Origin of the sequence: Bradyrhizobium sp. CCBAU 53338 (assembly GCF_015291665.1) — a bacterium.
GTDB lineage: Bacteria > Pseudomonadota > Alphaproteobacteria > Rhizobiales > Xanthobacteraceae > Bradyrhizobium.
The window spans coordinates 440,860-457,637 of sequence record NZ_CP030049.1 but is presented as its reverse complement, the minus strand read 5'-3'; the positions used below and the strand labels follow the sequence as shown (position 1 = coordinate 457,637).

The window sequence follows — 16,778 nt, the reverse complement described above, 5'->3', positions numbered from 1 at the left end:
CCATCAGGGACCAGATCATCGTGCTATCGGGGACCGAAAGCGAACCTAAAGGCTTGTGAACGCGCGCTTTCCTGGCCCCCTAACTTTACTAACCAGAAATCCTTCGGATTTCTTCTAACGGAACTCGCTGTTGCCCACATTGTGGAAGAGCGGCAGTGGCACGGACGGTCGAGCTGCCTTCAGGTTCAAATCCCGCAATCGTCCGTCCTCATCACTAGCCGTTGGCTTTTCGAGCTTCCGGGAGAGACAGCATGAGCGATCTCACCGAGGTGGAAGTGCTGTGGCTGGAGAAGCGGATCGAGAACCGGGTTCGATTTGGCCGCAATGTCGAGGAACGGAAGCTCGATCGCCATCGTCGCGTCCTGGCATTTGCTCCAGGCAGCATCTTTGCGTTCGTTCGTTGGACGTCGAATGATTTCGGGACGGTGATTTCGCGCATTGATATCCTGCGTGCCGTCGCCGCGGGTCAGCGCTGCTCGACCGTGCCCTATGTGAAGCCAGGAGGCGACATTCTGCTTCGCCTTTCTGGCTGGCCGAAGGTCGAGCGCGTGCTGCAGATGATCGATGCCGTCGAGGCACTTGGTATCGATCCGGCTGATGTCGCCCCAGATCATTGGCAGCATGTCCACAACCGTCTTTCCGTCAATGAAAGCCCACGTCCCTACACGAAAGCTCGCCATCAGGCCTGGCTTCGCCGGCGGAGGATCATCCGATGAGAGGGCGGATGATGACGCTGCTTGCGATGTGCGGGGCTGCCGCAGCGATCGCCGTAACCATCGTGGAAGGGCGAACGCCGGCCTTCATCTGGAATGCATCGCCGAGCGTGCCCATCGGCCTTTACCGCCTGCGTTCCGCAGAGACTTTGTATGTCACGGAGCTGGTTGCGGTTCAGCCGCCTGAACCGCTGGCGAGCTTCCTCGACCTGAAGGGCTATTTGCCGCTCGGCCTTCCTATGCTCAAACGTATCCTCGCGCTCCCCGGGCAGACGGTTTGCAGAACAGGCCTCGCCATCTCGGTGGACAACATTGCTATGGGTGAGGCGCGTGAGCGTGACGGCCGCGGCCGTCCGCTGCCAGACTGGCAGGGCTGCCGCGTCGTCGGGCCGGCCGAGCTCTTTCTCATGAACTGGCAATCGGATGAGTCCTTCGACGGCCGGTATTTTGGCTTTCTTCCAGCCGCAGCCGTGATCGGCCGTGCGGACCCGGTGTGGACCTCGGAGGAGTGATGAGGTGTGTTCGTCATATTCATTTCACCATGCGCTTGTTCGATGGACCGCAAGGCCCTTTCTCCATTCCGGCTCCTCCATGCAAAGGCGATGTTAGGGAGGAACACCTCCCGCTGCTGAATGGCGCGCACAAAGGCTTTCTCCATCGGGAAGAGGCGCGCAGGAGGACGTACCTGGCACAGTTTGGCGCGCGCCTGTTCGCTGCACCCTTCCTGTTGCTCGTGCTCGCGCTTTGCAGTGCTTCGGTCGCCGAGGAGACAGCAACAGGGGCGGAGCACGAAGGGGCCCAGCCATTCGAAACCTTCATCATCGAAGCTTCACAGCGTTTTTCCATTCCAGTCTCCTGGATTGTCGAGGTGATGGCTGTCGAAAGCACTGGAGACGTTCGTGCCAGATCGCCCAAAGGCGCCATGGGGCTGATGCAGCTCATGCCCGACACCTGGGCCGAATTGCGCCGCCGGCACGCCCTCGGCAGCGATCCGTTCGACCCCCGTGACAACATCCTGGCAGGAACGGCGTATCTGCGTGAAATGCTCGACCGCTTCGGACCGAACGGCGTATTTGCTGCCTATCACGCAGGACCGCTGCGCTATCAGGAGCATCTTGCCGGGCGTCCATTGCCTGTCGAAACCCAAGCCTATGTGAAGAGGCTTGGGTCCGTGCTGGACGTCGATCAGCAACCGACCTGGAAGGCTGGCGTCACGTCATCAGCATCGTCGCTGCTCATTCCGCAGTCAACTCATAAGCCAACTGACATGCCGAGAACGGACGACCGGTCGATAAGGATTGTGCCTTCGGCAGACATCATGAACGCTATCTCCTCGCGAGATATTCTGCGGATCGTTCCAAGCTCGACTGGTCTATTCGTGGCGCGGACCGATTCTCGCACCATGCAATGATCAGAAGCGCGGTTGCGGAGCGGAACACATGTCAGCGAGCGATCGGCGAGAAGTGAGAGGGGCGGAGGTGAACGACCGTAAGCGTCCGGCATCTGCATACGGCATATGGGCGATGCCTTCGGCCCGCGCTCTACTCGTCGCTTCGCTCCTCACCGAGCCACCCTATGGGTGTCTCGGCCCTTCGGGTAACGATCGCTATCGCAAGCGCTCGCAAACAGTGTGCGCTTCGCAAACTAACTGCCACGTCGCGGCTGTTTTTTTCCCAATGAATCGGCCACCAGCCGACGTGTTTCTGCAGGCGCTGTTGGAGGATCCACCACAATGAATCCCAACTGCTCTTTGCCGTAAATCTCCCTCCTTTGCAGGCGAAAAGGCAGGAGATTTGTCTGCTGATCCGTGGACCAGCAGACGAAATGTTCGTCAACTAGAGGAAGGAAGAGCGAGTAACAAAGAACGACGGGCTAGGGCAAGATAAAAGCGGCTCGCCCGTCGAACGCCAAGCCATTGCCATGGCTTGGGTTCTGGCGTGCCGATCGGTCGTGGCGCGTGCCGCGCTTTGAACATTCACAAGCAAATTCAATGCATCTTTCGGTACTGACTAAGATTTACGAGGAAAGAACGACCGTGAATACCAAGGACAGCGAACTTCACATCCGGCCCGGCCGCATCCGCAGCACGCGCGCGCCCAAGGCCAAGAGCTTCTTCAATCAGGTACTGCAAGCGGCGCAGAAGGCGGGCCACACCTCCGCCTCCTCGATGAGCCGCGGAGGACGCGTCGGGCGCTCGACGTTCGGCCGCGGCCGGCTCCAGTTTGCCCGCAACCGTCTGTTTAGCGCTGCGCGCCGCGTGACCGTGAAGGCGCGGGTCGCGCGGCATAAGGGATTGGCATTCGGCTCGGCATCACTCGCGGCGCATATCTCGTACCTCCGGCGCGATGGCGTGACCCGCAGCGGCGAGAGAGCCTCGCTGTTTGACGCCGAACGCGAAGAGGTTGATGGCAGCGCCTTCGCCGAGCGTTGCAAGGGCGATCGGCATCATTTTCGATTCATCATCGCACCCGAGGACGGGGGCGAGATGAGCGATCTGAAAGCGTTCACGCGCGATCTCGCCAGGCAGATGAAGGCGGACCTCGGCACACGGCTCGACTGGGTCGCCGTCGATCACTGGAACACGGACAATCCACACATTCACCTGCTTGTTCGCGGGGTCAGCGACAACGTTGAGGACCTCGTGATCTCCCGCGACTATATCAGCCAGGGACTACGCTCTCGCGCGGAAGAGCTGGCATCCATCGAGCTCGGGCCCAAAGCCGAGCACGAGATCCGCAGGGCTCTCGAACGCGAAGTCTTCGCCGAAAGATGGACACGGCTCGACCGCGAGATCCGTCTGGCTGCCGACGAGACCGGCTATCTCGACCTGCGGCCCGATCGGGAAGGGATATCTGACCCCGAAATCCGCCGCCTTATGATCGGGCGCCTTCAGCATCTGCAAAAGATGGGCCTTGCCTCATCGGCGGTACCCGGTGAGTGGATGGTGGGTTTGGACGCAGAACCCCATCTCAGAGACCTTGCAATTCGGGGCGATATCATCAAGACCATGCATCAAGCGATGACAGAGCGGGGACAGGAACGAAGTCTCTCGGAATTCGCCGTTACGGGGGAAAGAACGACCGCACCGATTATCGGGCGATTATTGGCAACCGGGCTACACGACGAGCTCACCGGCGAAGCCTATGCGCTCATTGATGCGACCGACGGACGGCTCCATCACGTCCGCTTTCGTGGTCTTGAGGCATTCGAACAGGCGCCCCCCATTGGCGGCATTGTCGAAGTCAGGCAGTTCGGTGGGATGGACGAGCAGCGGCCGACGCGCGTGCTCGCCAATCGCTCGGATTTCGATCTTCCCGCGCAAATAGGTGCGCCGGGAGCAACCTGGCTCGACCACCGACTGGTCGAGCGCGATTCGATGCCGCTCGCCTTGGGCGGCTTCGGGCGGGAGGCTCGGCAAGCGATGCAGGCGCGAGCCGAACATCTTGCAGAAGCAGGGCTCGCACACCGAGCGGGAGGGCGCATCATCCTGCAACGCGATCTCCTCAATACGCTGCGGCGCCGGGAGCTAGAGGCGGCCGGTGCCGAAATCGCGGCCGAGACCGGCTTGCCTCACGCGCAAGCCGCAGTCGGTGAGCAGGTCGCAGGAACATACCGAAAGAGCCTGTCCCTCACGTCGGGCCGCTTTGCATTGATCGACAATGGGCTTGGCTTTCAACTCGTCCCCTGGACGCGCGAACTGGAAAAACGCCTCGGCCAGCATGTGACGGGAAGCGTTAGGGATGGCGGTGGGATCGAGTGGAGTTTCGGCCGCAAGCGCGACCTCGGTCTTTGATTTCCTTGGCCAGAGCGTCATTCAGCGAAGGAGAGCCTTGTCGATGTCCGGAACCAAGATCTTGTGGGGGCAGCTCGTGGCTGTCGGCGCGATCGTCCTGCTCACGATCTGGAGCGCGACGGAGTGGACGGCCTGGCGCTTGGCCTTCCAACCCGAGCTCGGTCTGCCCTGGTTCAAGATGTATGGATTTGCGGTCTATTACCCGCCCGAGTTCTTCTGGTGGTGGTTCGTGTTCGACGCCTATGCACCTGACGTATTCACCGAGGGCGCCTACATCGCCGCCTCTGGAAGCTTTCTCTCCATCGCCGTGGCCATCGCCATGTCTGTCTGGCGCGCCCGGGAGGCCAAGGACGTTGCCACCTATGGCTCGGCCCGATGGGCCAAGCTTGAGGAGGTGAGGGCGGGAGGTTTGCTGAGCGCGGACGGGGTTGTGCTTGGCCGACTGGAGAAGAACGACCTGCGTCACGATGGGCCCGAGCACGTCCTCTGCTTTGCTCCAACGAGGTCCGGCAAGGGCGTCGGGCTCGTCGTCCCCTCGCTGCTGACATGGCCGCACTCGGCCATCGTGCACGACATCAAGGGTGAGAACTGGCAGCTCACAGCCGGGTTTCGGTCGAAGCACGGCCGTGTGCTGCTGTTCGATCCGACCAATGCCAGATCATCAGCCTATAATCCGCTTCTGGAGGTCCGGCGCGGGGAGTGGGAGGTCAGGGACGTCCAGAACGTCGCAGATGTGCTCGTAGACCCCGAGGGCTCGCTCGACAAGCGGAACCATTGGGAGAAAACCAGTCATTCCCTGCTCGTCGGGGCAATCCTTCACGTCCTCTATGCCGAGCCCAATAAGACGCTCGCCGGCGTCGCCGCTTTTCTATCGGATCCCAAGCGGCCGATCGAAACGACGCTGAACGCGATGATGACGACAGCACACCTCAAGGACCAGGGGCCGCATCCGGTCGTCGCCTCTACGGCAAGAGAGCTGCTGAACAAATCCGAGAATGAACGCTCGGGTGTGCTTTCGACAGCGATGTCCTTCCTCGGACTTTATCGGGATCCCGTCGTCGCCGAAGTGACAAGCCGCTGCGATTGGCGGATCGCCGACCTTATCGCAGACAACTGCCCCACCACGCTCTACCTGGTCGTGCCGCCCTCGGATATTTCGCGAACCAAGCCACTAGTCCGCTTGATCCTCAACCAAATCGGGCGGCGGATCACCGAGGACCTTCAGGATAAGGATCGCCGTCACCGCGTGTTGCTGATGCTGGATGAATTTCCAGCTTTGGGACGACTTGATTTTTTCGAGTCGGCACTGGCTTTCATGGCCGGCTACGGCATCAAGGCGTTCCTCATTGCCCAGTCGCTCAACCAGATCGAGAAGGCCTACGGCCCGAATAACGCGATCCTAGACAACTGTCATGTCCGGGTAAGCTTTGCGACCAATGATGAGCGCACCGCAAGGCGCGTCTCCGATGCGCTAGGCACGGCAACCGAAATACGCTCCATGAAGAACTACGCCGGCCATCGGCTCAACCCATGGCTCGGCCATCTCATGGTCTCTCGCCAAGATACCGCGCGGCCGCTTCTGACCCCGGGAGAGGTCATGCAGCTGCCGCCGTCAGAGGAGATCGTGATGGTGGCAGGCACTCCTCCAATCCGTGCGAGAAAAGTGCGCTACTACGAGGATGAGCGATTTGCCGAGCGCGTACTTCCCCCGCCAGATCCCGTCAAGATCCGAAGGTCTTCTCGCGCCGACAGCTGGTCAGGGCTGAAGGCCGCTATTCCCGATAAGACGCCCGCGGACATTGGCGGTGGCGACGCTGACACGGCCAATGGCGGACTGCGGCGAGAGCCCGAGCTTCCGGATCACCTCGCCATCGTTAAGGAAACGACGGAGGTCGCGCCGGCCGAGGAATTCGCCGTGCTGGAAGACGACGAAGATGCCGCGCGCCAGTCGCGCCTGCTGCGGCAGAAGATGCGCGGCGTTGCGCGGCAAGCCGCACTCGACCCGAATGATGGCATTGAATTGTGAGAAGATCATGCGCAACCGCATGAACGTCTACTTCCCTCCAGAGCTGTTGGCACAGATCACGGAACTTGCCGATCGAAAAAACATCTCACGCTCTGCAATCGTCGAGGCGGCAGTCAGCTCGTTCCTGTCCCCAGATGGCTCGGACCGGCGGGAAGCCGCCTTTTCGCGTCGTCTCGACAGGATATCGCGCCAAATGCAACGCCTCGAACGCGACCTCGGACTTACCGCTGAAACTCTGGCTCTGTTCGTGCGGTTCTGGTTGACAGTCACGCCCCCGCTTCCCTCCGACGCCCAGGCTGCCGCCCAAGCCAAGGGGCGTGAGCGCTTCGAGGGTTTTGTCGAGACGCTCGGCCGTCGCCTGCAAAAGGGGCAGAGTTTTCTGCGCGAGATTCCCGAAGATATCGTTCGGCAGCCGGCGGACGGAGACAGCAACTGACATCGGTTGTTGAGGCTTTGCGCCAATGTTTCTCTTTCTACGCTAGCCTACGATCCGACGAGCCACGTTGTTGCGTCATCTTCCATCGTGGTTTTTCTAATCGTCCCCATCTGAGGCGCTCGTGGGGGGCGCTCTCAAGCGAATGGGGCTCTCGTGATAATCCAGTCGGCTCAAGCGGAGGCGATCTCGCGCGGCGCGCGCATGCTGCGCAGCGCGCTCGGGCCTGCGGTCGCGCGCTATCTCGAAGACGATGCCGTCATCGAAGTGATGCTCAATCCCGATGGGCGGCTCTGGATCGACCGCCTGTCCGGCGGTTTGGAGGATACCGGCCAGCAGCTGTCACCTGCGGACGGGGAGCGCATCATTCGGCTGGTCGCGCATCATGTCGGTGCAGAGGTCCATGGAGCTGCTCCCCGGATCTCGGCCGAGCTGCCGGAAACCGGAGAGCGGTTCGAGGGATTGTTGCCGCCGGTCGTGGCTCGGCCGACCTTTGCGATCCGAAAGCCAGCGGTCGCTGTCTTTACGCTCGACGATTACGTCGCCGCCGGGATCATGCGCGCCGGTCAAGCCGCGATGCTGCGGGACGCCGTTGCCGGGCGACAGAACATCCTCGTCGCGGGCGGCACGTCGACAGGCAAGACCACGCTGACCAATGCGCTGCTGGTGGAGGTTGCCAAGACCTCCGACCGGGTCGTTCTGATCGAAGATACCAGGGAGCTGCAATGCCTGGCAGCAAACCTCGTGTCTCTGCGAACCAAGGACGGCGTGGTCTCGCTGTCTGACCTCGTGCGCTCTTCACTTCGGCTGCGGCCGGATCGAATTCCAATCGGTGAGGTCCGAGGCGCGGAGGCGCTCGATCTCCTCAAGGCCTGGGGCACGGGGCATCCCGGCGGCATCGGCACGATCCACGCAGGTTCTGCGCTCGGGGCGCTACGTCGCCTGGAGCAGCTCATCCAGGAGGCGGTCGTCACCGTCCCGCGCGCGCTCATTGCCGAGACCATCAATGTCATCGCCGTCCTTTCGGGGCGCGGCGCCGATCGCCGCCTTGCCGAGCTCGCCCGCGTCGAGGGCATCAGTGCGGGCGGCGACTACAGTCTTTCACCAGCAGGAGATCTCAAGTGAACCATCGCCTCCAGACTTCGCAAGCTTTCACCCTGGCCTTGATTGCCATGACCACGACCGCTACCCCCGTCATGGCCGCCGGCTCCAACATGCCCTGGGAGCAGCCGCTCAACCAGATTCTGCAATCGGTCGAGGGGCCTGTCGCCAAGATCATCGCGGTCATCATCATCGTGGTCACAGGCTTGACGCTGGCCTTCGGCGATTCGTCCGGCGGCTTTCGCCGGCTGATCCAGATCGTCTTCGGCCTGTCGATTGCCTTTGCGGCTTCGAGTTTCTTCCTGTCGTTCTTCTCGTTTGGCGGCGGCGTGGTGATCTGATGCAGGAGGGCGTCGCAGGCTTCCTCGTGCCGGTGCATCGCGCATTGACCGAACCGATCCTGATGGGCGGAGCGCCGAGAGCTGTTGCGATCGTCAATGGCACGCTCGCAGCGGCACTTGGATTGGGATTGCGCCTGTGGATCGCGGGCCTGCTGCTCTGGGCGCTCGGCCACGCCGCAGCTGTATGGGCCGCAAAGCGCGATCCCGCTTTCGTCGAGGTCGTACACCGCCACCTGCGAATTCCCGCTCATTTCGATCTTTAGGAACCTTTCCCATGTTGAATCTTGCCGAATATCGCAAGTCGAACACCCGCCTTGCGGACTTCCTTCCCTGGGCCGCGTTGGTCGATGAGGGCATTGTCCTGAACAAGGATGGCTCGTTCCAACGCACGGCCAAATTTCGCGGGCCCGATCTCGACAGCGCGGTACCGGCGGAGCTCGTCGCAGTCGCCGGCCGGCTCAACAATGCGCTGCGCCGCCTTGGCTCGGGCTGGGCGGTCTTCGTCGAAGCCCAGCGTCACTCCGCGGGAGCATACCCGCCGAGCATGTTCCCGGACGTCGCCTCCGCGCTCGTTGACGCCGAGCGCAAGGCCCAGTTCGAGGAGGAGGGCGTCCACTACGAGTCGAGCTACTATCTTACGCTCCTTTATCTTCCGCCGCCGGAAGATGCCGCAAGGGCCGAGCGGCTTCTCTATGAGGGCTGCGCTCGCAACGAAGATGCCGATGCGCGGCAGGTGCTGGCTGGCTTCGTTGATCGGACGGCGCGCCTCCTGCAGTTGATCGAAGGCTTCATGCCCGAATGCCGCTGGCTCGATGACAGCGAAACACTGACCTATCTTCACGCGACGATCTCGACAAAGCGCCATCGTGTCCGCGTCCCGGAGATCCCGATGTACCTGGACGCTCTGCTGGCGGATCAGCCGCTCTCGGGAGGGCTGGAGCCGATGCTGGGAGCGGCGCATTTGCGGGTGCTCACGATCGTCGGCTTCCCGACCGCCACGACCCCTGGGATTCTTGATGACCTCAATCGGCTTGCCTTCTCCTATCGCTGGTCGAGCCGAGCCATCATGCTCGACAAGCTAGAAGCCACAAGGCTGCTAACCCGAATTCGCCGGCAGTGGTTCGCCAAGCGGAAGTCTATTGCCGCGATCCTGAAGGAGGTGATGACGAACGAAGCATCCTCGCTGCTGGATACCGATGCGCACAACAAGGCGATGGACGCGGACGCCGCGCTCCAGGAACTTGGATCCGACGAGATCGGAGAGGCCTTTGTCACCGCCACTGTCATCGTTTGGGATCTGAATGCAAGGGCGGCCGACGAAAAGCTACGCCAAGTGGAAAAGGTCATTCAGGGTCGCGATTTCACCTGCATGGTCGAGACGGTCAATGCCGTCGAGGCGTGGCTCGGCAGCCTCCCCGGCCATGTCTACGCCAATGTTCGGCAGCCTCCGATCTCCACCTTGAATCTCGCGCACATGATTCCTCTCTCTGCCGTCTGGGCAGGCGAGGCGAGGGACCAGCACTTCAACGCGCCGCCGCTGCTCTTTGGCAAGACGGAAGGCTCGACGCCATTCCGCTTCTCCCTTCACGTTGGCGACGTCGGGCATACTCTTGTTGTGGGACCGACCGGCGCCGGCAAATCGGTTCTGCTCGCGTTGATGGCCCTTCAGTTCCGCCGCTATCCCGGCTCGCAGGTGTTCGCGTTCGATTTTGGCGGCTCGATCCGGGCGGCCGCGATCGCCATGGGCGGCGATTGGCACGACCTTGGTGGCGCGTTGTCGGCCGATGATGGCGCACCGATCGCATTGCAGCCGCTGGCCTGGATCGACAATCCCGCCGAACGGGCCTGGGCGACTGACTGGGTGGCCGCTCTTCTTACACGAGAGAAGGTCGATCTTTCTCCAGAAGGCAAGGACCATCTGTGGTCGGCCCTGACCTCGCTTGCCTCGGCACCGGTACCCGAGCGGACGCTAACCGGGCTTTCTGTCCTTCTGCAGTCGAACGTCCTCAAGCGCGCTCTCCAGCCCTATTGTCTGGGTGGGCCCTATGGGCGGCTGCTGGATGCAGAATTCGAGCGGCTTGGGGAAGCCTCAGTCCAGGCATTTGAGACCGAAGGACTGATCGGAACGGGGGCTGCGCCGGCCGTACTCGCTTATCTTTTTCACCGGATCGGTGACCGGCTCGACGGCAGGCCTACATTGATCATCGTCGACGAGGGGTGGCTAGCGCTCGATGATGCCGATTTCGCAGGACAGTTGCGGGAGTGGCTGAAGACGCTCCGAAAAAAGAACGCCTCGGTGGTGTTTGCCACCCAGTCCCTTTCCGACATCGACGGCTCGGCAATCGCCCCCGCAATCATCGAGAGCTGCCCGACGCGGCTGCTCTTGCCAAACGAGCGCGCGATCGAGCCGCAGATCACAGCCATCTATCGCCGGTTCGGGCTCAATGATCGCCAAATCGAACTCCTGAGCAGGGCAACGCCGAAGCGCGACTATTATTGCCAGTCTCGCCGAGGCAACCGCATGTTCGAGCTTGGCCTCGGCGAGGTCGCACTCGCCTTTACAGCCGCATCAGCCAAGTCCGATCAACTCGCAATCGAGCACCTGGTCGCCGAGCACGGCGCCGAGGGGTTTCTAGCGGTCTGGCTTGAGCACCGCGGAGCAAGCTGGGCTATCGACCTCATCCCGAATCTGAAAAATCTGGAGTCATCACGATGAGCCTTCGACGCTTGCGTTTCGCCATCACGATCCTTGTTGCATCGGCTTTTTCTAGCGGCACAGCGCGTGCCCAGTGGATTGTGTTCGATCCCAACAATTACGTTCAGAACGTGTTGACCGCCGCTCGCGAGCTGCAGCAGATCAGCAACCAGATCACCTCGCTGCAAAACGAAGCGCAGATGCTGATCAACCAGGCAAAAAACCTGGCGAGCCTGCCCTATTCTTCGCTTCTGCAGCTTCAGACCTCCATCCAGCGCACCCAGCAGCTCCTTGGTCAGGCGCAGCACATCGCCTACGACGTCCAACAGATCGACCACGCCTTTGCCACAAGCTATGCGCCGGCAACAAGCAGCCAGTCCGATGCCGCGCTGTTTGCGGGAGCGCAGGCGCGCTGGCAGAACTCCGTCGGAGCGCTTCAGGACGCTCTTCGCCTCCAAGCCGGCGTTGTGGGCAACCTCGACACCAATCGCATTCAGCTGTCCGCCCTGGTGAGCTCGAGCCAGAGCGCCAGCGGCGCGCTCCAGGCAACCCAGGCCGGTAATCAGCTCCTCGCTCTTCAGGCCCAACAGCTCGCCGATCTCACCGCGACCGTCGCGGCCCACGGCCGGGCACAGGCTCTCGAAGCAGCCCAACGCGCAGCGGCCCAAGACCAGGGCCGCGAACAGCTGCAGCGCTTTCTGACTCCTGGGCCCGGCTATCAATCCTCCAACGTACAGATGTTTCACTGATGAGGGATCCGAAAACTATCAAGGCGGTGTCGATCGCAATCACCGTCTTTGGCGGCATAGTGGCGATCATCGCATGCACGCTCACGCTGCAGAATCATGCGGGTGAGCTCGAACACCAGCCGATGACCGCCCAAATACCGAGTGTGCACGAGGCTGACCTGATCCGTTGCCGTGCCGTGACATCCACGCAAACTGATGCCTATGAGACTTGCCGGAAGGTCTGGGCAGAAAGCCGCCGGAGCTTCCTTGGGCAGAAGACGGACTCGAAGGGTTCGTCAGTTGGCTCTTCGGCGGAAGAGGCTTTGGAAGCAAAGGATCAGAGCCGATTGCCTCAAGGCTATCTAGCCCGTCCTGCGGTAGGGGGCGACCAATGACCGGCACGGGCATCATCGACCAATTCCTGGAGACTTTTACACGCTACATCGACAGCGGCTTTGGTCTCGTGGGCGGGGAGGTCGGTTACCTCGCAACGACCCTCGCTGCGATCGACATCACGCTTGCAGCGTTGTTCTGGAGCTGGGGCGCGGACGACGACATCATCGCGCGGCTGGTCAAGAAGACGCTCTTCGTCGGGGTTTTTGCTTACCTGATCGGAAATTGGAACAGTCTCGCCCGTATCGTCTTCGAGAGCTTTGCGGGCCTTGGGCTGAAGGCCTCCGGCACCAGCTTGTCGGCCGGCGATTTCGTGCGGCCGGGCAAGATCGCGCAGGTGGGCCTCGATGCAGGCCGTCCGCTCCTGGACTCGATCTCCAGCCTGATTGGCTACATCAGCTTTTTCGAGAACTTCGTCCAGATCGTGGTTCTGTTGTTTGCCTGGGCAATCGTGCTTCTTGCCTTCTTCATTCTGGCCGTTCAGCTTTTCGTGACACTGATCGAGTTCAAACTCACTACATTGGCCGGATTTGTGCTGATTCCCTTCGGCCTGTTCGGCAAGACCGCCTTTGCGGCAGAGCGCGTCCTCGGCAACGTGGTCTCATCAGGCATCAAGGTGCTGGTGCTGGCTGTGATTGTCGGCATCGGCTCAACACTGTTTTCGCAATTTACGTCGGGCTTCAACGGCGCCCAACCGACCATCGAAGATGCCATGACATTGGTTCTTGCGGCGCTCTCGCTGTTGGCGTTGGGGATCTTCGGACCGAGCATCGCAAGCGGGCTGGTCTCCGGTGGGCCGCAACTCGGCGCAGGATCTGCGGTCGGTACAGCACTTGCCGCAGGCGGCGCCGCGGTGGCGACAGCCGGGCTTGCTGCAGGTGCGGCAGGTCTCGCCGGCGGAGCGCTCGTGGGCGCCGGCAGGATGGGCGCAAGCGCTGTCACGGGCACCGCAGCGGCATATCGCAGTGGCGGCCTCACGGGCGTCGCAAATGCGGCCGCCTCTGCAGCAGCAAGTCCACTTCGCAGGATGGCCTCGACGGTTGGCGGAGGCGGTCAATCGACGAGCACTTCAGCTCAGACCGCGAGCGGTAGCCCCACTTGGGCTCAGCGCATCAAGCAAGGTCAGGGCCTTGATCGGGGGGTATCGGCGGCAGTTCATGCAGTCAAATCCGGCGATCCCGGTGGCAGCGGCAGCTCGGTCGATCTCTCCCAGGAAGAGCGCCGATGAGAGGGATTTCCGAGAACGGCGCATGGCCGTCGAACTCCGCTCGGCCTGTTCCGATGATCAGCTGTTCTCGTGGGTCCTCTGCAGTGCGTCGGCTGGGTCGTCAATGCGTCATTCAAGCCTCTCGCATTCTGTCCTTGACGCTGACGCCAGCTCTGATCTGGCAAGCGATCCATGGCCAGATCCCGTCCGACACGTCGCTGCGCCAACGGCCCCTTCTTCTCGGTGTCGCGGGTGCGAAGGCAGGATTGGGCTCGGTTCTTTTGCCGCGCAATCCGGCGCAGCTCCCGGAAGTAAGGGGACTCAGTCGCAGCATTCGCCGCCGGCGGTGCAGAAGCTGCCACATCGTACGGTGCTTGTGCGTGTTCGCGCGCGTGATCCGCATCGAGCAGCCGACATGAGCAAAACGCCGTCTGCTGCCGGCTCGCTACGATGGATCAGGGATACTCAGGGGAAGTTCAATGTTTAAGAGATCAGCAACGCATTATGGCCGCGCGCCGGCGGCACTCACCCCTTATCAGAAGGCAGGTCAAGTCTGGGACGAGCGCATCGGCTCGGCCCGCCTGCAGGCGAAGAACTGGCGCTTGATGGCGTTCGGCTGCCTTGCTCTGTCTTGCAGCCTTGCCGGCGGGCTGATCTGGCAATCGACACAAGGAACGATAACGCCGTGGATCGTCGAGGTCGACCGGCTCGGTCAAGCTCAGCGGGTCTCGCCTGCAAGTTCCGACTACGACCCGACGGATCCACAAATTGCCTGGCACCTGGCGCGGTTCATCGAAGATGTGCGCGCCCTGCCATCCGATGCCATCGTGCTGCGGCAGAATTGGCTCCGGGCCTACGACTTCACGACCGATCGCGGGGCCGTCGCACTCAATGAATATGCCAGGGCAAACGACCCATTCGCCGGGCTCGGCAAGGCGCAGATCTCGGTGGAAGTCTCCAGCGTCATACGGGCCTCGCCCGACAGCTTTCGTGTCGCATGGATTCAGCGCGCTTACGAGAACGGCTCGCTCGCCTCGACCGAGCGATGGACAGCCATCCTGAGCATCGTCATCCGAACGCCGCGTGATGCCGATCGGCTGCGCAAAAATCCTCTCGGAATCTATGTGAATTCGATCAATTGGTCCAAGGAGTTGGGGCAGTGAAAGTATATCCTTGCGAGTTCAGGACAGCGCCAATGAAGAGGGGCATCACTTCCGCAGCCGTCATGCTTGGCTGCATGCTCAGCGGCTGCTCGACCTTCATTCCACCCGAAATCAGCTATGACACAGATGTGCCGCCGCTGCCTGTGGCGGCAGCGCCGGCGGATGATCGTCCGCGTCCCCTGCATGTGCCTCCATCCTGGAAGCCGTCGCTTGGCGGCAAGCCGGGCACCAAGGAGGATGTCGAGCCGGTCAACCGGATCGAAATCGCCAACAGTGCGGCGCGCGTCGAGCCGAGGCGGAGAGGCTATTTCAACGCCGCACAGATCTACAGCTATAGCCCGGGCGCGCTCTATCAGGTCTATGCCGCGCCGGGACAGATCACCGACATTGCTCTTGAGGAGGGGGAGCAGTTGACCGGCTCCGGCCCGCTCGCAGCCGGCGACACCGTGCGATGGGTCATCGGCGACACCGAAAGCGGCAGCGGCGAGGAGCGCAGGGTGCACGTGCTGGTCAAGCCGACGCGCGCCTCCATCGAAACCAACCTCGTGATCAATACTGATCGGCGCACCTATCTCCTCGAGCTCCGCTCGCGCGAGAAGCCCTACATGCCATCGGTCGCGTGGTACTATCCGCAAGATCGGATCAAGCGGCAGCAATTGACTCCTGTTCCGCTGCTCCCAGAGCTTGCACAACGGCGCTTTCGGTATGCGATCGAGGGGGACAATCCGCCGTGGCGCCCCCTTGCAGCCTACGACGACGGCCGAAAAGTCTACATCGAGTTCTCGCAAGGTATCGTCCAAGGCGAAATGCCGCCGCTGTTTGTGCTCGGGCCTGACGGTAAGAGCGAAATCGTCAATTATCGCACCTTTGGCAGCGTCCTGATCGTCGACCGCCTGTTTGCGGCTGCCGAACTGCGGCTTGGTGGAGAACATCAACAAAAGGTTAGGATCGTCCGCACCGACGGGAGGTTTTCGTCATGACGGAAGAACACCGCGAAGATGAGACCTCCCCGGACGGCGAACAGGAGACAGGTGAGCTCGAGGATGGGTTTCGGCTCCGGCCCGAATACCCGAGCGTCACCCGCTTGTCTCGCAAGGTGCTGCTGACCGGATCCGCGCTCTGCCTGGCGCTGGTCGCCGCGGCGGCGACGTGGGCGCTCCAGAAACAACGGCCGCGTGAGGCCGCTTCCGAGGAGCTCTATCTGGCTGAGCGTCACAATGTTGCTGAGAGCGTCACAGCGTTGCCGCCGGACTACTCGAAGGTCACCCCTCCTGTCCCCCAGCTTGGTCCACCTCTTCCCGGCGATCTCGGCAGACCAATCCTGGCCGCCAAAGGCCAGATCGCCGCGCCAGGCGCTGCGGCCGACCAGGAACAGCAACGCCGTGACCAGGAACAAGAGGCGGCTCGTGTAAGCCGACTGTTCGCCTCTACCAATGTGAGGGACACGGCAGCGTCGAGCGGAGCCCAAGCAGGTGGCGCCAATGCTCCCTCCCTGATCCCCAGCAGCGAGGATGGGTCACTGCAAAACGCTCAGGACCGGAAGCTCGCCTTCGTAAATGCGGCCACCGATCGACGAACGACCAGTCCAGACCGCCTCGTGAAGGCGCCATCACCTTACGTGGTGCAGGCCGGATCGGTTATCGCCGGGGCCCTGATCACCGGCATTCGCTCCGATCTGCCTGGAATGATCACAGCTCAGGTAAGCGAGAATGTTTATGATACGCCCACCGGGCGCTTTCTCCTCATCCCCCAGGGCGCCAGACTGACTGGCATCTATGACAGTCAGGTGAGCTTCGGCCAGAGCCGCGTGCTGCTCGTTTGGACCCGGTTGATCATGCCGAACGGCCGCTCGGTCGTCTTGGAGCGCCAACCGGGGACAGACACGCAAGGCTATGCCGGCCTTGAAGATCAGGTTGACAACCATTGGGGTGAGCTGTTCAAGGCGGCGGCGCTGTCGACCTTCCTGGCTGTTGGCTCGGAAGCGGGTGCAGGTTCCGATGCGAGCAATAGCAACAGCGCAATCATTGGTGCCCTCAGGCGCGGTGCATCAGATTCGCTGAACCAGGCCGGCCAACAAGTGGTCCGCCGTAGCCTCAATATCCAGCCGACCTTGACGATACGCCCGGGTTACCCGGTCCGCGTCCTGGTCAACCGTGATCTCATTCTTGAACCTTATAGAGGCTAG

Annotated in this window: 16 protein-coding genes; all 16 read left to right on the top strand. The window is 61.8% G+C overall.

What is annotated here, in order from left to right:
* The first annotated feature begins 251 nt into the window (after window positions 1-251).
* On the top strand, window positions 252-716 hold the full coding sequence (locus XH90_RS36355) for a DUF2840 domain-containing protein (protein WP_128929810.1): 465 nt from the start codon (window positions 252-254) through the stop codon (window positions 714-716).
* Window positions 713-1,225, top strand: coding sequence for a S26 family signal peptidase (locus XH90_RS36350; protein ID WP_128929811.1), 513 nt, complete (start codon window positions 713-715; stop codon window positions 1,223-1,225). Before XH90_RS36355 ends, XH90_RS36350 begins: the two co-directional genes overlap by 4 nt.
* Window positions 1,225-2,124 (top strand): lytic transglycosylase domain-containing protein, encoded by a 900-nt coding sequence (locus XH90_RS36345; RefSeq protein ID WP_232995621.1) that lies wholly within the window; start codon window positions 1,225-1,227, stop codon window positions 2,122-2,124. Before XH90_RS36350 ends, XH90_RS36345 begins: the two co-directional genes overlap by 1 nt.
* 624 nt (window positions 2,125-2,748) lie before the next feature.
* Window positions 2,749-4,506 carry a DUF3363 domain-containing protein gene (locus XH90_RS36340; protein WP_128929812.1) on the top strand — a complete coding sequence of 586 codons (1,758 nt, stop codon included), beginning with the start codon at window positions 2,749-2,751 and terminating at the stop codon, window positions 4,504-4,506.
* 43 nt (window positions 4,507-4,549) lie between these two features.
* A complete protein-coding gene (locus XH90_RS36335) occupies window positions 4,550-6,532 on the top strand; it encodes a conjugal transfer protein TraG (RefSeq protein ID WP_128955108.1) in 1,983 nt (660 codons plus the stop codon).
* Window positions 6,533-6,539: 7 nt separating this feature from the next.
* Window positions 6,540-6,968, top strand: coding sequence for a CopG family transcriptional regulator (locus XH90_RS36330; protein ID WP_128929814.1), 429 nt, complete (start codon window positions 6,540-6,542; stop codon window positions 6,966-6,968).
* A gap of 201 nt (window positions 6,969-7,169) precedes the next feature.
* Window positions 7,170-8,090, top strand: a complete 921-nt coding sequence (gene trbB / locus XH90_RS36325) for a P-type conjugative transfer ATPase TrbB (RefSeq protein ID WP_128930183.1) — start codon at window positions 7,170-7,172, stop codon at window positions 8,088-8,090.
* A gap of 47 nt (window positions 8,091-8,137) precedes the next feature.
* Complete coding sequence (locus tag XH90_RS36320; protein WP_232995658.1) at window positions 8,138-8,407, top strand: TrbC/VirB2 family protein; 270 nt, start codon at window positions 8,138-8,140, stop codon at window positions 8,405-8,407.
* On the top strand, window positions 8,407-8,670 hold the full coding sequence (locus tag XH90_RS36315; protein ID WP_128929816.1) for a VirB3 family type IV secretion system protein: 264 nt from the start codon (window positions 8,407-8,409) through the stop codon (window positions 8,668-8,670). Before XH90_RS36320 ends, XH90_RS36315 begins: the two co-directional genes overlap by 1 nt.
* A gap of 11 nt (window positions 8,671-8,681) precedes the next feature.
* Complete coding sequence (gene trbE / locus XH90_RS36310) at window positions 8,682-11,123, top strand: conjugal transfer protein TrbE (protein WP_128929817.1); 2,442 nt, start codon at window positions 8,682-8,684, stop codon at window positions 11,121-11,123.
* Window positions 11,120-11,851 (top strand): P-type conjugative transfer protein TrbJ, encoded by a 732-nt coding sequence (gene trbJ / locus XH90_RS36305; RefSeq protein WP_128929818.1) that lies wholly within the window; start codon window positions 11,120-11,122, stop codon window positions 11,849-11,851. The genes trbE and trbJ overlap by 4 nt, the downstream gene beginning before the upstream one ends.
* Window positions 11,851-12,225: a putative entry exclusion protein TrbK-alt gene (gene trbK-alt / locus XH90_RS36300; protein WP_128955109.1), complete on the top strand. Its 375-nt coding sequence runs from the start codon at window positions 11,851-11,853 to the stop codon at window positions 12,223-12,225. Before trbJ ends, trbK-alt begins: the two co-directional genes overlap by 1 nt.
* Window positions 12,222-13,451 (top strand): P-type conjugative transfer protein TrbL, encoded by a 1,230-nt coding sequence (gene trbL / locus XH90_RS36295; protein WP_128929820.1) that lies wholly within the window; start codon window positions 12,222-12,224, stop codon window positions 13,449-13,451. Before trbK-alt ends, trbL begins: the two co-directional genes overlap by 4 nt.
* A 458-nt stretch (window positions 13,452-13,909) precedes the next feature.
* Window positions 13,910-14,593 (top strand): conjugal transfer protein TrbF, encoded by a 684-nt coding sequence (gene trbF, locus XH90_RS36290; RefSeq protein WP_128929821.1) that lies wholly within the window; start codon window positions 13,910-13,912, stop codon window positions 14,591-14,593.
* A 32-nt stretch (window positions 14,594-14,625) separates the two neighbouring features.
* Window positions 14,626-15,573 carry a P-type conjugative transfer protein TrbG gene (gene trbG, locus XH90_RS36285; protein WP_128929822.1) on the top strand — a complete coding sequence of 316 codons (948 nt, stop codon included), beginning with the start codon at window positions 14,626-14,628 and terminating at the stop codon, window positions 15,571-15,573.
* Window positions 15,570-16,778: a TrbI/VirB10 family protein gene (locus XH90_RS36280; protein WP_128929823.1), complete on the top strand. Its 1,209-nt coding sequence runs from the start codon at window positions 15,570-15,572 to the stop codon at window positions 16,776-16,778. The genes trbG and XH90_RS36280 overlap by 4 nt, the downstream gene beginning before the upstream one ends.